This window comes from Streptomyces sp. NBC_00984 (assembly GCF_045162475.1).
GTDB lineage: Bacteria > Actinomycetota > Actinomycetes > Streptomycetales > Streptomycetaceae > Streptomyces.
The window spans coordinates 3,294,545-3,310,053 of record NZ_CP108734.1 but is presented as its reverse complement, the minus strand read 5'-3'; the positions used below and the strand labels follow the sequence as shown (position 1 = coordinate 3,310,053).

Genomic DNA, 15,509 nt, shown 5'->3' with positions numbered 1-15,509 from the left:
GCCCCTCGATCTGGGGCTGACCGCCACACCCTGGTGTCAGTGAAGCCGCCCCGTCTAACTCGTTGGGTGGGAGACGGACTAGGCCCTTGGTGCCTGGGACTAACGGCAGCTTGCGTGAGAACCGGCGCTATCGTTGGGGCACTTAGCTTGGGCTTCGCCGCTAGTGGCAAAGCTGTCGCGCACTGACATACGAAGGATGGGCGCCGAAGATGGACAGGTCGCAGGTACACCTCACCGCGGCATCGCGGTCAGGCTCTGGACTCGGCGCAGGCAAGGGGGCGCGCTAGTGGCCCTCAAGAAGTCCGACCTGTATAGCTCGCTGTGGCGGAGCTGTGACGAGCTGCGTGGCGGTATGGATGCCAGTCAGTACAAGGACTACATCCTGACGCTGCTGTTCGTGAAGTACGTGACGGACAAGGCCAAGTCCGACCCGAACTCCTTGATCGACGTACCCGACGGCGGATCCTTCGACGACATGGTTGCCCTCAAGGGTGACAAGGAGATCGGCGACAAGATCAACAAGATCATCGGCAAGCTCGCCGAGGCCAACGGGCTTGAGAAGGTCATCGACCTGGCCGACTTCAACGATGAGGAGAAGCTCGGCAAGGACAAGGAGATGCAGGATCGCCTCTCCAAACTGGTGGCGATCTTCGCTGATCTCGATTTCCGAGGTAGCCGTGCTGAGGGCGACGACCTGCTCGGCGATGCCTACGAGTATCTGATGCGGCACTTCGCAACGGAATCGGGCAAGTCGAAGGGACAGTTCTACACCCCTGCCGAGGTCTCGCGAGTACTCGCCAAGGTCGTCGGTATCGGAGCGGGCACCCCACAGGACCACACGGTCTACGACCCAACGTGCGGGTCTGGCTCGTTGCTCCTCAAGGTCGCTGATGAGGCCCCACGTGGCCTCACTATCTACGGCCAGGAGAAGGACAACGCCACCTGGGCGCTGGCCCAGATGAACATGATCCTTCACGGCTACGAGGATCGTGACATCCGCAGGGGCGACACGATCAGTAGCCCGCAGTTTACCCATGGTGCACGGCTACAGACCTTCAACTTCGCTGTTGCCAATCCGCCGTTCTCGATCAAGTCGTGGAGCAACGGCCTGGAGAACGACTACGCCCGCTTCGAGTTCGGCCGGCCGCCGGAGAAGAACGGCGACTACGCCTTCCTCCTGCACATCCTTAAGTCCCTTAAGAGCAACGGCAAGGCTGCAGTCATCTTGCCGCACGGTGTACTGTTCCGCGGTCACGCCGAGGCCAGCATTCGTAAGGAACTGCTGCGCCGTGGCTACATCAAGGGCATCATCGGCCTGCCCGCTAACCTTTTCTACGGCACCAGTATTCCGGCCTGCGTCATCGTTCTCGACAAGGAGAACGCCCAGGCGCGAACTGGCGTCTTCATGATCGACGCTTCCAAGGGTTTCATGAAGGACGGCAATAAGAACCGCCTCCGGAGCCAGGACATCCACAAGATCGTCGACGTCTTCAACAAGCAGACCGAGATCGAGCGATACTCGCGTATGGTGCCGCTCCACAAGATCGCCGACCCGAAGAACGACTACAACCTCAACATTCCGCGATACATCGACTCCTCTGAGCCGGAAGACATCCAGGACCTTCACGCCCACCTTTACGGCGGGACCCCGGAGCACGACCTGGACGCACTCAACGGGTACTGGGAGGCGTTCCCGAGCCTTCGGGCCACGCTCTTCAAGCCAAACCGCCCCGGCTATAGCGACCTGGCTGTCGGCGTGGCTGATGTACAACAGGCCATCCTGGACTCCGACGAGTTCCAGAAGTTCGCTATAGACGTCCGCGGTCAGGTTGACGACTGGTTCGCCGCGCACCGGCCGGTCCTGCAAGCGCTTAACCCGGACACCGTCCTCAAGGACCTGATCGCTGGTATCAGTGACGATCTGCTGGCCCGGTTCAAGAGCATCCCTTTGCTCGACGAGTACGACGTATACGAGCAGCTCATGGCCTATTGGCACGGCGTCATGCACGACGACGTCTTTCTCGTCATGAACGACGGGTGGTGTGAGGCGGCGAAGCCCCGCAAGGCCATCGAAGATAAGGAGCGCAAGCTCTCCGAGGCCCCGGATCTTGTTGTTGGCTCGGGGCGCAGTGCCACCAAGTACAAGATGGACCTCATCCCGCCGGCGCTCGTGGTAGCTCGTTACTTTGCCGACGATCAGTCCAAGGTTGACGCGCTGCACGCGGCAGGCGAAGAGGCCAGCCGCGCTGTCGAGGAATACATCGAGGAGCACGCCGTAGAGGACGGCCTACTTGCTGAGGCAATGGACGACGGCAAGATCTCCAAGCCGCTTGCTTCGACGCGGCTCAAGGTGGCCCGGCACGAGAGGGCTGACGCGGAGGAGATTAAAGCGCTGCAGCACCTGATCAAGCTGTACAACGAAGAGGCTGTTGCCAAGAAGGTTGCCAAGGAAGCTCAGGCCGTGCTCGATCTGGCAACCCTCAAAAAGTACGCTGACCTCAGCGAGTCTCAAATCAAGCAGCTCGTGCTCGACGACAAGTGGCATGAGACGGTTGCGGATCGCGTCACTCAGGTCGTCATTTCGCTCACCCTGGCGCTGGTGTCACGCATTCAGGAGCTGGGCGAGCGATACGCGGAGACGGTCAGCTCGCTGGACGCCACGTTGAAGATGCTCGGAGTGAAAGTCGCCGGCCGCCTTGCAGCGATGGGGGTGGAACAGTGACCAGCTGGCGAACGACCCATCTCGGAGCAGTGGTGACGCTCCAGCGTGGCTTCGATCTTCCATCAAGGCTCCGGCGCCGCGGCAGGATTCCGGTTGTGAGCTCATCCGGAACCAGCGGATGGCATGATCAGCCGATGGTCAAGGCGCCGGGAGTCGTGACGGGCCGATATGGAACCATCGGTGAGGTCTTTTTCGAAGAGGCCGACTTCTGGCCACTCAACACCACTCTGTGGGTCTCCAACTTCCATGGGAATGATAAGCGCTTCATTTATTACCTGTTGCAGAGGATCAACTTCGCAGCGCACAGTGGCAAAAGTGGAGTTCCTGGCGTCAATCGCAACGACCTCCACAGAGAATTGGTCTCCCTGCCACTGTTGGTCGATGAACAAAGGTCAATCGCGGATACTCTGAGCGATTGTGATGATCTGATCGCCGCGCTGGAGCGCCAGATCGCCAAGAAGCAGGCGATCAAGCAAGGCATGATGCAACAGCTCACGACCGGGAATACCCGCCTTTCAGGATTTACTGATGAGTTCGCAGAACGCCGTCTCTCAGATGTGAGCATTAAGATCCAAGACGGCACTCACTTCTCGCCCCGACTTGATGGTTCGGCCTTCAAGTATATTACCTCGAGGAATATCGGGTTTGGGGTTTTGAAGTTGGATACCGTGGAGACGATCTCCGAGTCTGAACACAGGAAGATCTATAGTCGCTGTGACACGAGATTTGGTGATCTCTTGATCACAAAGGATGGGGCGAACACCGGCAATGCCGCCCTGAATACATTTCGAGAGGAGGTCAGCCTGCTCTCAAGTGTAGCCTTTCTCCGGTGCGACCCACGGAAGGCTTCTGAAGCGTACATCTTGCAGTATTTGCTCTCATATCAAGGTCGCCAGCAGATTAAGAATGCAATGGCGGGCAATGCAATCACGCGTTTGACGCTCGCCAAGATCCGCGACCTCGTGGTACCAATGCCTGGGGTTGATGAACAGCGAGCGCTGGCTCACGTACTGGGTGACGCAGATGCGGAAATTGCGGCTATGCGTGCCCGGCTTAGAAAAATCTTTGACGTCAAGCGTGGAATGATGCAGAGTCTACTGACCCGCCTTCCGGAAAAGGGAGGTGCGGTATGAGTAATGTAGGTCAACCTGAGTGCAAGACTCAAGATCGCATAATCGCCACATTCCGGGATTTACTGGGATACGACTATCTCGGCAACTGGGAGCATCGTGCCGAAAACTCGAATGTCGAGGTTCAGCTCCTGGCGAGGAATCTCCGTGCCCGCGGATACAGTGACAACCTCATCAACAGGGCGATCGACAAGCTGAAGAGTGACGCCTCGCTCGGGGGTGGCCGCGATCTGTACGAGGCGAACCGGGATGTGTACGGACTGCTCCGGTACGGGGTGAAGGTCAAGCCTGGTGCTGGCGAGCAGACGGCGACGGTGAAGCTGGTCGATTGGGATCACCCCGAAGCCAACCACTTCGCTCTGGCCGAGGAAGTGACGGTGCGAGGGCAGCACACCAAGCGTCCGGATATTGTGCTGTACGTCAACGGCATCGCCTTCGGGACGATTGAGCTAAAGCGCTCGAAGGTTGCCGTCTCTGAAGGTATTCGGCAGAGCATCGGCAATCAGCGGCCTGAGTTCATCCGGTCGTTCTTCACGACGGTGCAGCTCGTCATGGCCGGCAATGACGTGGAGGGGCTGCGCTACAGCGCTATCGACACGCCGGAGAAGTACTGGCTCGCCTGGCGTGAACCGTCCAACATCGCCGATCCTCTCGATCGGTCCTTGACGCAGCTCTGCTCGAAGGGGCGCCTGCTCGAGCTGGTTCACGACTTCATGGTCTTCGATGCGGGACAGAAGAAGACGTGTCGGCACAACCAGTACTTCGGCGTCAAGGCGGCTCAGGAACGGATCGCCAAGCGCAAGGGCGGCATCATCTGGCATACCCAGGGCTCCGGCAAGTCGTTGACGATGGTGTGGCTAGCTAAGTGGATCCGGGAGTCTCAAGTTGGCACGAATCCACGGGTCTTGCTGATCACTGACCGGACCGAACTGGATGATCAGATTCAGAAAGTCTTCCAGGGAGCCAAAGAGCCCATCTACCGCACCAACAGCAGCGCTGATCTCGTCGCCTCCTTGAATGCGAGCAAAGAGTGGCTGATGTGCTCACTGGTTCACAAGTTCCGTGGCTCGGAAGACGAGGCCGCCCGTGATGCGGCTGAGAGTGAGTTCATTCGTGAGCTCAAAGCAACCGTCCCCAAGGGCTTTCGGGCCAAGGGCAACCTATTCGTCTTCGTGGACGAAGCCCACCGTACGCAGTCGGGCAAGATGCACGACGCGATGAAGGCGCTTATGCCTGGCGCCATGTTCATCGGCTTCACGGGCACACCTCTCCTCAAAGAAGACAAGGACACCACTGTCCAGCGGTTCGGCAGCTTTATTCACACCTATAGGTTCAACGAGGGCGTTGCCGATGGTGTCGTGCTCGACTTGCGCTACGAGGCTCGCAACATCGACCAGGACCTGACCTCGCCGGCGAAGGTCGACCAGTGGTTTGAGGCCAAGACCCGCGGCATGACAGACCTCTCGCGCGCCGAGCTCAAAAAGCGCTGGGGCACCGTGCAGAAGATCGCCAGCTCGGAACCACGAGCCCGGGAGATAGTCAACGACATCCTGTTCGACATGGAGACCAAGCCGCGGCTGATGGATGGCCGAGGCAACGCCATGCTCGTCAGTCAGAGCATCTACCAGGCGTGCAAGTTCTACGAGCTGTTCATTCAGGCCGGGTTCAAGGGTAAGTGCGCCATCATCACGTCGTACACACCGCAGGCGAGTGACATCGCCAAGGAAGACTCAGGCCACGGCGCGACCGAGCGCTTGCGCCAGTACGAGATCTACCGGCAGATGCTCGCGGATCACTTCAACGAGCCCGCGGACAAGGCGATGGGCAAGGTCGAGCAGTTCGAGAGGGACGTCAAGGAACGTTTCATCAACGACCCGGCTCAGATGCGGCTGCTCATCGTCGTCGACAAGCTCCTAACTGGCTTCGACGCCCCGAGTGCGACGTACCTGTACATCGACAAAAAGATGCAGGACCACGGCCTGTTTCAGGCGATCTGCCGAGTCAACCGCCTCGACGGCGACGACAAGGACTACGGCTATATCGTCGATTACCGAGACTTGTTCAACTCCCTTGAGTCCGCAATTAAGGACTACACCGGTGCTGCTCTAGAGGGCTACGACAAGAAGGACATCGAGGGGCTGTTGCCAGACCGGCTCGACAAAGCCCGGGATGACCTTGATGAGGCTCTGGAGAACATCCGAGCGCTCTGCGAGCCGGTTGAGCCACCAAAGGACACTCTCCAATACCAGCAGTACTTCTGCGCCCGGGAGCAAGGCAGCGCCGAGCAGCTCAAGGCCAACGAACCCAAGCGCGTTAGGCTTTACAAGTTTGTGGCGGCCGTGACCCGCGCGTACGGCAACGTCGCCAACGACATGAAGGCCGCGAGGTACGAGGACGCTGAAGCCGCATCGATCAAGGAAGAGGTCGCCCACTACGCCAACGTGCGTGAGGAGGTGAAGCTCGGTGCCGGTGAGAATGTTGACTTCAAGCAGTACGAGGCCGGCATGCGACACCTACTGGACACGTACATCAATGCTAGCCCCTCCGAGGTGGTATCTGACTTCCAGAAGGCCGGGCTGGTCCAGTTGATCGTCGAGATGGGAGCTGGCGCGCTCGACAAGCTTCCCGCAGGTATCAAGAATGACCCGGAAGCGGTAGCAGAAACGATCACCAACAACATGCGCGCGGTGATCATCGACGAGCGTCCGATGAACCCCAAGTACTACGACAAGATGTCGGAGCTGCTCGACGCCATACTCGAAAAACAGCGGCAGGGTGCTCTGGACTATAAGGAGTATCTCGCGAAGCTTCTGGAACACGCGTCCAAACTCGGCAAGGGCGAGTCGGACACCGAGTATCCAGAGTGGGCTGACAATGGGGCCCGTCGTGCTCTGATTGATTTCTTCGGTCCGTCACCGGAATTGGCCGCGGTTGTGGATACCACTATGCTCCATAGCAAGCCCGACTCGTGGGTAGGTAACACGATGAAGGAGAAGAAGATTAGACGCGCACTCATTCAAGCGCTGACCGCAGATTTCGACCGACTTGATGAGCTACTGGAATTGCTGAAGGCGCGTCATGAGTATCGCTAGTGCCTCTCTCACCGTCCGTGGCATCGATGTTGACATCATCTACAAGAACATTAAGAACCTGCACATCGGTGTTTACCCACCACTGGGGCGCGTCCGTGTAGCAGCGCCGCACCAGCTCGACGATGAGCAGGTGCGACTTGCTGTAATCCAACGCCTGTCGTGGATCAAAGAGCAACGCGAGCAGTTTCGATCTGCCGAACGGCAGTCCACGCGAGAGATGGTCACAGGCGAGTCCCACTATGTATGGGGCGTTCGTCGCAGGATGAAGGTTGTGGAGCGTCCAGGGCGGGCTCACTTCGAACTAGACGGTGAACGACTACTGCTATACGTCCCGGTCGGCACAACGGCTGAACGGCGGCGGGACTTGCTGGATCGGTGGTATCGGGAGCAGCTTCGACATGTGCTTCCGGGACTGATTGCCAAGTGGGAAGCCGTCCTCGAGGTTTCGGTGCCGCGATGGAGTCTCAGGCGGATGAAGACCAAATGGGGCTCGTGTAATCGTGAGACCGGGCGTATCTGGTTCAACGTCGAGCTTGCGAAGAAACCTCCAGGCTGCCTCGAGTACATCGTCGTCCACGAGATGACGCACTATTTGGAACGCAACCACGATGAGCGCTTCACTAAGCTCATGGAGAGGTCCATGCCGAACTGGCGGAGCCTTCGTGATCAGCTGAATGACGCCCCACTTGCAGAAGAGGAGTGGGCTTGAGAGAGCGGTAGGAGAAGCCCCTCGCACGACGTACGGGGGCAAACAGGATCACGGCGTGGGTCGGCGGCGTGCGCTGTGAGATGGGCACACTGCCTTGGGCTGATCTCGTCGTGATCGCTCTGTCAGAGCGAGGCGATAGGGTCCAGACTCAGTTCGACCGTAGTGCGGGTGTCCGCCACAGAACCGGAGGCTCGACCCGGTGAAGTTCATTGTCCTACCCCAAGACACACCTGTGCGCTCAGGCCCCGAGGCCGTGGTCCTAGTAGCCGATGACTGGGATGACTTCGGCTTCCGCACCGGCTACATGCTCTGGTACCGAGACCCACAGACGCAGACGAACCTAGGTTTCGTCAAGGTCGCCGTCCCTGGGCAGGAAGACGGTCCCAGCCCCATCCGTGCCGGAGTCTACGATGGCTCGCCACCGGGTGAACTCTTCTCTCTCGGCCAGAGTGATCGCTACTACGACAACATCAAGAAGCTTGGACACGACAGGCGCGAAGTAATCCTTCGCGGGCTCTCTGACGTGGCCTACAACCCTGACCTCCTTGACCGCGCGGTGCAGTACCCAGTGACACGATCATCACTGCTGCGGACGATCCAGGAACGGACGGTCAGGACCCAGTTCAACCGGATTGCACGCGGCGGAGTCCGGCTGACCGAGTACCGGTTCCGCTACGTCGCACCGGGAAACAGGGCTGAGAGCATTCTCGACTTCGAGGTCGATCCTGACTCCACGCCGTCCAGCAACATTCACGTTCTCATCGGTCGCAATGGAGTTGGCAAGACGACCCTGCTGCGGAATCTTGCCGCTGCGGTCGTCTGGCCCGAGAGGCACGCGGAATTCGGCCTCGTGGATGTGCTCCCGACCTCCACGTCCGCAACTGGCGAGCAGTTCGTGAACGTGGTCTCGGTCACCTTCAGTGCCTTCGATCCCTTCGTCGAAGTGGTCGAGGAGAGCGATCCCCAGGCGGTGAAGTACACCTACGTTGGCCTCCAAGGCATCTCGCTCGATGATCTGCCCACCGGAACCCAAAAGCAAAGACTGCAAGCGGCCTTCAACGCTGGAATCCATGCCGTCATCAACTCGCGCGACCTCATGCGCTGGCGCGAGGCCATAATGCTGTTGAGCCGTGACCCTCAGTTTGCGAACTCCGCCATCGCGGCCTACGCCCGCGATATACGAGCCGGCATGAAAGTTACGGAATCCCACGTACGGGACCTGACCTCTGCCTTCGGGCGGATGAGCTCAGGTCACGCGATCGTGACGCTGACCATGACACAGCTCGTGCATCTCGTGGCTGAGCAGTCCCTAGTCCTAGTGGATGAGCCCGAAGCCCATCTGCATCCGCCGCTGCTGGCTTCCTTCATGCAGGCGCTGTCTAACCTGTTGTCCGCGCGCAACGGGGTCGCTGTAGTTGCTACACACTCGCCCGTCGTACTCCAGACGGTGCCCCAGTCCAGCGTCTACAAGCTCATACGCCAGGGCGAGAGCAGCCGCGCCGAGCGCCCGCTGATTGAGACGTACGGAGAGAACGTGGGTGTGCTGACCCACGAGGTATTCGGGCTGGAGGTGATGGAGTCCGGCTTCTATGCCGAGATCGGCAAAGCTGTGGCGGCGCTGGACACATATGAAGAGGTTGTTGCCTACTTCGACGGCAAGCTCGGCGGAGAGGCAAAGGGGTTGGTCCGGATTCTTCTCGCGGAGAAGACGGATGGTCCCCTTTGATGTGGCCCCTGAAGGTTCCCATGCGAAAGGCCAGTGACAGCTACCAGGCATGTGTCGCTGGTACCCAGGCAGAAGAGCGTCGCGAGCGGCTGCTCAACGCGGTAGATACTGTGCAGAGGGCTGGCCAGACGCTTCGTGAGGCTGTTGCTGCAAGGAATCTACATGACCTTGACCCGAAGTGCTTTAAGGTTCCCGAGATCGCCGACGGCGCCTTCGTGGATTGGGCCTACGAGAACGGCATGAAGACCGTCGGGGGGCGGGTGATACGTGACGAGTTGATGGCCGCTCCGCCCAACGAACGGTGCCCGTTGTGCAGGCAGGGCACCGTTCGCCAACTTGACCACTTCATGCCGAAGAGTCATTTCCCCGTGCTGTGTGTCGACCCGCTCAACCTTGTCCCCGTCTGCGAGCGGTGCAATTTGATCAAGGGGAACAAGCGGCCGGACAGCGCCGAGACCACGCTCCTGCATCCATATCTCGATCGGATCTCCCAAGAGGGCTGGTTGGATGCGCGATCGGTCCACGATTCAGGCACGGTGCGGCTGCGCTTCTTTGTCAGCCCGCCGGCATCCTGGGATGCCACGCTCATCGCGCGAGCCAAGAACCACTTCAGGCTCTTCGAGCTGGGGAAGCGCTACGCCATCGAAGCCAACCGCGCGATCTCCGATGTGACGTATAGCGTCGAGAGGCAGCGTAAACGCGGTGGCGCACGCATGGTCCGGGTCTACCTGGAGGATGAGGCGGAGAGCCGGTGCGCCGTAGACCTCAACAGCTGTGAAGGCATCACGTACCGGACACTTGCAGCCGACGACCTCTATTGCGAAGGCCCCACAGGGCAAGACAGTCCCAGCTCGGCGGGCTCGCTGTAACCAACCAGATTGGGTGTAGCGACGCAGACTTTCGTCGATCCGGGTTGCTGTCGGGCGGCTGGAGTCTTCTGACTCGCGCACCCCGGCACTCCACAGGCCGCGGTGCCCCCGGCGTCGAGGAAAACGGCCAGACCAGTAAGGCCGTTGGTTCGGCCTGGGATCGAAGGGTCACGTTCGCTGAAACGAGCGGATTAGTGACGAGCCTCTTGTCCCGTTGTGAGGCGCTGGCGACGATCTCAGGTGCTGGGTCCGGCTGCAGATCGGGGACTTGGGTGGCGAGCGTCTTTCAGCGGTGCAAGCGGGATGTCCGCGATCGGAACTATCCCTGCATGCGCCCAAGATGCGGTCACGCGTGGACCGTGCGGTATCGGGAGCCAGGCGGCAGGCGGGGGCGGCAGCGGGAGAAGTCGTTTCCGCGGAGGATCGGCCTGGATGGTGCGGATGCCTTTGCCGCCGGTGTGGAGAAGGACAAGAAGGCTCGCGTCTGCGTCGATCCTGCGCGCGGCGCCATGTCCTTGTCGGTCTGGGCTGCGGAGTGGCTGGAGCGACGAGTCATCGGTGAGGCGACCCGCTGTAACTACGAAGGGTTCATCCGCAATCATCTCGTGCCGAGCCTTGGTCGTAAGCCGCTGGCTGGGCTGGCGCGCCGGGACTTTGAGAGGTTCGTCAAGGACATCTACCGAGGCGGTGCGGGGCTGGCTGCATCGACAGTGAACGACCGCATGGTGATGGTGGCCGCCATCATGGAGGCGGCCGTCGTCGACAAGCGCATCACCGAGAACCCTGCGCGGGGCATCCGCGTATCCCGTAGGGATGCTGTGGCGGTGGACGAGGATGCAGTTCCGACGCCAGCCGAGGTGGATCTGATCGCCGCGCACATCTCGCCACAGTTCCGCCTCACCGTCTATCTTCAGGCCGGCACAGGCCAGCGACCTAGCGAAGCCTTGGCCTTCTCCGCCGAGTGCAGGCGGCCCGGCTACGTCAGGGTCCGATGGCAGGTCAGTGCCAAGGCGCACCAGGAGGACTGTCAGGCACCCTTCGTGCCGCTCAAGCATCGGTTGGAGAAGGAGTGCCGAGACGTCCCAACCGCTCCGTTCATCGAGCAGGAGATCGACGCTCATCTCCGCAGATGGAAGCCGGTGCCCATGGTCTTCACCGGACAGAAGGGCAAGCGGATTCGACTCGAGGCCCTCTTTGCCCCGCGTCAGCCTGGCCTTGGCGTGATGCCGTCCATCTCCTCCTACGGCTACCAGTTCAAGAAGGCATGCCTCTCGGCCGGCCTGGTCGATCTTGACGGCAATGCCAAGTTCACACCTCGTAGCCTGCGGCACTTCTTCGCCTCCACGGCCCTGGCCAACGCTGTGCCGATCCACGAGGTCTCGCGCTGGCTGGGCCACCGCTCGGTGAAGACGACGGTCGACATCTACGGGCATCTGCTGCCGAGTGCGTGGGACCGCTGCAGGCAGGTACTGCAGCTCGCCATGCGTCCCGCGTCCCTGGACGCAACTCTTCAACCACCGAACGAGACGGACTGAAGTGCTGGAACCTCCGTGCTGCTCCGAGACGAGGTCTCCCCGGTGCAGTCGGCTCCTTATCGACTGACGACATCAAGCCGGCGATGCCGTCAACGGGCGTCTCTGCCTAGAGGTTGTCCCGTAAATGATCTAGGGCGTGCTGGTTGACCAGCATTGTTTCCTGGTCATCCGGTGAGGGTGAGGTTGTGGAGGCGGGCGATGCCGAGCATGGCGTGGTGGACGCCGTCGCCTTTGAGTCGGCAGTCGCGGAGGATCTTCCAGTTCTTCATGTGGGCGAAGGTGTGCTCGACGCGGGCGCGGACCTTGCGGTGGGAGGTGTTGTGGTCCTCTTTCCAGGCCGGTAGTTCTTCGTTCTTGTGCCGGCGGTAGTGCGGGATGGTCAGGCGGGTGCCGCGGTAGCCGCCGTCGGCGATCACCGTGGGAGTGGTGCCGACGGCGGCCTTGGCGCCAGAGTCTTCCCAGGCCCGGCAGTCGTTGCGGTTGCCGGGCAGCGGCTTGCCGACGGCGACGACCAGGCGGGTGTCGGCGTCGATGACGACCTGGTGATTGGTGGAATGGCGGTAGTTCTTGCTGGAGGCGGCCACGGTCCGGTCGCGGGTGGGAACCAGGGTGCCGTCCACGATAAGCACGGTGGTCTTGCGGTATCGCCGTCGGGGCTGAAGGGCGAGAGCGGGTCCGAGGTGGTCGACGATCCGGTCGGCCGCAGACTTCGAGATGCCGAACAGCGGGGCGAGCTGACGCAGGGTGAGGTTGGTGCGCCAGTACGCGGCCACCAGCAGCACCCGGTCCTCCAGGGGAAGCGACCATGGCCGGCCCTTGCGGACCGGATCGGCTCCCTCGCGCCGCAGCGCGGTGATCAGCTTGCTGAACTGCCGAGGGCTCAGCCCAGTGAAGGGGGCTATCCAGGAGGGCTCCGACCCCGTGATCACACCAGCCACGGCAAGATCATCTCACCCCTGACCCGCAGTTACGGGACAACCTCTAGCTTGACTCTGTCGGGGATCTTGGTATTTCGCGGTGCGGCAGCGTGATGAGCGGGCATGCTCGGGACTGTTTCGAAGGCCGATCCAGTTGTCGAGGTGTCCGTTGTCGCTCCATGCTCGTTCCGGTGAGCAAGTCCCGTCTTTGACCGTGCGGATCGCGCGCGCGAGTAATCCGGGCTGTACGACCGCGATGTGGGTGAGGGACCGGCTGGACGGGTTGCGGTGCGACGAGGATTTTGCGGGTTGGTATCCGCGCGATGGACGGCCTGGCATGTCGCCCGCCCAGTTGGCCACCGTCTGTGTGCTGCAGTTCCTGCTCGGCTTATCGGACCGGCAGGCGGCGGAGGCGGTGCGCTCCCGCGCCGATTTCAAGTACGCCCTGGCCATGGAGCTGGACGATCCTGGCTTCCACCACAGCGTGCTGGGCGACTTCCGCGAGCGCCTGGTGCGGGACGACCGCGCCGACGGACTTCTCGATCTGGCGCTCGCACGCTTGAAGGAGGCCGGCCTGGTGCGCGAGCGCACCACCCAGCGCACCGACTCCACCCACGTCCTGGCCGCGGTGCGCGACCTTACCCGGCTGGAACTGGTCACCGAGGCCGTCCGTGCCGCGCTGGTGGAAACAGCCCGTACCACTTCGCACCTGCTGACCGGGCTGGTCGACGAAGACTGGGGACGCCGCTACGGCCGCCAGATCCGGCTGGGCAAGAACCCCACCCGGCCCAAGACCAGAATCCTGGCCGCCGACGACGACGCCTGCCAACTGCTGGAACTCCTCCACCGGCTGGGCTACCGGCCCGGCCCGCGGGCCGAGGCGCTGCGGCAGATCGTCGTGCAGAACTACTACCGCGACCAGACGGGCCGACTGCGCTGGCGCACCGCCGATGACGGCGGCCTGCCGCCCTCCTCCCGCACGATCGTCTCCCCCTACGACACCACGGCGCGCTACGTCCGTCACGGCCGCATCATCAGCTGGAAGGGATACGCCGCGCACGTCACTGAGACGTGTGACCCCGACAGCACCAACGTGATCACGGACGTGGCCACCACCTCGGCCGCCACCAACGACGGCCAGACACTGCCCGGCATCCACGCCCGCCTCGCGCGTCGCGAGCTGCTGCCCGGCGAGCACCTGGTCGACGGCGGCTACACCTCTCTGGTCCACCTGGAGCGAGCCGCACGCGAACACCAGATCACCGTCAGCGGCCCCCTGCCAGGCAACCCCACCCGCCAGCACCGCACGAATGAAGGTTTCGGCCGGGACGACTTCCACATCGACTTCGACCGCCAGCAGGTCACCTGCCCCCAAGGCCAGCTCAGCCAGGGCTGGCACGGCCCCTACCCGACATCTTCACCCACCGCCGCCCCGCTGATCGTGGCCCGGTTCACCACGAGCCAGTGCCGTCCCTGCCCGGCCCGCACCCGCTGCACCACTACCCCCGACAGCGCCCGCACCGTGGGTTTCCCCCCACGAGAACTCCGAGACCTGCAACTCCGAGTCCGCACCGAGCAGCAGACACCCGACTGGAAGGCCCGCTACGCGGTCCGCTCCGGAATCGAGGGCACCATGAACGAGTTCGCCCACGGACACGGCATGCGCCACTGCCGCTACCGAGGACAGCCGAAAGCCCACCTGCAACACGTACTCACGGCCATCGCCGTGAACATCGAACGACTCAGCCGCCGGTCAGAGACAGACAAACCCACTTCGCCGAGACCGCCGACCGCCTTCCAGATTTTCCTGGACCAAAACGAGATCCCCCGGTCGAAGTCGTGGCGAACCCTCGGCAGCTGAACCAAACAACCAAGATCCCCGACAGAGTCAAGCTAAGACCTGTCCCGTAAATGATCTCTGCCTGGTGTGGACGTGGACGGTGACCAGCCCGACCGCTCGTCTATCCGGCGAGGTTGAGGTTGTGCAGGCGGGCGATTCCGAGCATGGCGTGGTGGACGCCGTCGCCTTTGAGGCGGCAGTCGCGGAGGATCTTCCAGGTCTTCATACGGGCGAAGACGTGCTCGACGCGGGCGCGGACCTGTTTGTGGGACTTGTTGTGGGCGTGTTTCCAGTCGGGCAGTTCCTCGCCCTTGCGGCGCCGGTGTGGCATCACCAGCCCGGTGCCCGGATAGCCACCGTCGGCGATCGTCATGGTCTTACCGACGGCGGCCTTCGCGCCGGACTCCTCCCACGCCTTGCAGTCGTTGCGGTTGCCGGGCAGAGGCCGGCCGACCACCACAACGAGCCGAGTGTCAGCGTCGATAACGACCTGGTGGTTCGTGGAGTACCGGTAGTTCTTGGACTGCTCGGCGATGGTGTGGTCGCGGGTGGGCACCAGGGTGCCGTCCACGATGAGCACGGTGTTCTTACGGAACCGCTTGCGGGGCCGCAGCGCGAGCGACGGACCGAGGTGATCGATGATGCGGTCAGCCGCGGACTTCGAAATACCGAAGAGCGGGGCAAGCTGGCGCAACGTCAAGTTCGTTCGCCAGTACGCCGCTACCAGCAGCACCCGGTCCTCCAGCGGAAGAGACCACGGGCGGCCCTTGCGCACCGGATCCGCACCCTCGCGGCGCAGCGCAGTCACCAACTTGCCGAAGATACGCGGGCTCAGCCCCGTGAACGGGGCTATCCAAGACGGCTCCGACGCCGTGATCACACCAGCCACAGCAAGATCATCTCACCTGTGACCAGCAGTTACGGGACAGGTCTTAGCGGTGCCTTTTCAGAGGAGGATGAGGCGAAGCT

10 protein-coding genes are annotated in these 15,509 nt (G+C 61.8%); 8 read left to right on the top strand and 2 right to left on the bottom strand.

The window, feature by feature from the left end; all coding sequences use genetic code 11:
- Positions 1–196: 196 nt before the first annotated feature.
- From OG520_RS14255 to OG520_RS14225, 7 genes are all read left to right on the top strand, one after another.
- A complete protein-coding gene (locus OG520_RS14255; protein WP_406013413.1) occupies positions 197–2,722 on the top strand; it encodes a type I restriction-modification system subunit M in 2,526 nt (841 codons plus the stop codon).
- Complete coding sequence (locus OG520_RS14250; protein WP_406013412.1) at positions 2,719–3,855, top strand: restriction endonuclease subunit S; 1,137 nt, start codon at positions 2,719–2,721, stop codon at positions 3,853–3,855. Before OG520_RS14255 ends, OG520_RS14250 begins: the two co-directional genes overlap by 4 nt.
- Entirely contained in the window at positions 3,852–6,944 is a 3,093-nt protein-coding gene (locus tag OG520_RS14245; protein ID WP_406013411.1) for a type I restriction endonuclease subunit R, read from the top strand. The genes OG520_RS14250 and OG520_RS14245 overlap by 4 nt, the downstream gene beginning before the upstream one ends.
- Complete coding sequence (locus tag OG520_RS14240) at positions 6,931–7,653, top strand: M48 family metallopeptidase (RefSeq protein ID WP_406013410.1); 723 nt, start codon at positions 6,931–6,933, stop codon at positions 7,651–7,653. Before OG520_RS14245 ends, OG520_RS14240 begins: the two co-directional genes overlap by 14 nt.
- 199 nt (positions 7,654–7,852) lie before the next feature.
- The gene (locus OG520_RS14235) at positions 7,853–9,379 is read left to right on the top strand and encodes an AAA family ATPase (protein ID WP_406013409.1); all 1,527 of its coding nucleotides are present in this window, start codon (positions 7,853–7,855) and stop codon (positions 9,377–9,379) included.
- A 20-nt stretch (positions 9,380–9,399) separates the two neighbouring features.
- On the top strand, positions 9,400–10,248 hold the full coding sequence (locus tag OG520_RS14230) for a hypothetical protein (RefSeq protein ID WP_406013408.1): 849 nt from the start codon (positions 9,400–9,402) through the stop codon (positions 10,246–10,248).
- A 458-nt stretch (positions 10,249–10,706) separates the two neighbouring features.
- A complete protein-coding gene (locus OG520_RS14225) occupies positions 10,707–11,783 on the top strand; it encodes a tyrosine-type recombinase/integrase (RefSeq protein ID WP_406013407.1) in 1,077 nt (358 codons plus the stop codon).
- A gap of 164 nt (positions 11,784–11,947) precedes the next feature.
- Here OG520_RS14225 and OG520_RS14220 read toward each other — a convergent pair whose 3' ends face one another.
- The gene (locus OG520_RS14220) at positions 11,948–12,721 is read right to left on the bottom strand and encodes a transposase (protein ID WP_406013406.1); all 774 of its coding nucleotides are present in this window, start codon (positions 12,719–12,721) and stop codon (positions 11,948–11,950) included.
- A 193-nt stretch (positions 12,722–12,914) separates the two neighbouring features.
- On the opposite strand from OG520_RS14220, the gene OG520_RS14215 reads away from it, so the two are divergent.
- Positions 12,915–14,561 (top strand): IS1182 family transposase, encoded by a 1,647-nt coding sequence (locus OG520_RS14215; RefSeq protein ID WP_406013405.1) that lies wholly within the window; start codon positions 12,915–12,917, stop codon positions 14,559–14,561.
- Positions 14,562–14,661: 100 nt separating this feature from the next.
- On the opposite strand, the gene OG520_RS14210 is transcribed toward OG520_RS14215, so the two are convergent.
- Positions 14,662–15,429: a transposase gene (locus OG520_RS14210; RefSeq protein ID WP_406013404.1), complete on the bottom strand. Its 768-nt coding sequence runs from the start codon at positions 15,427–15,429 to the stop codon at positions 14,662–14,664.
- Positions 15,430–15,509: the final 80 nt, after the last annotated feature.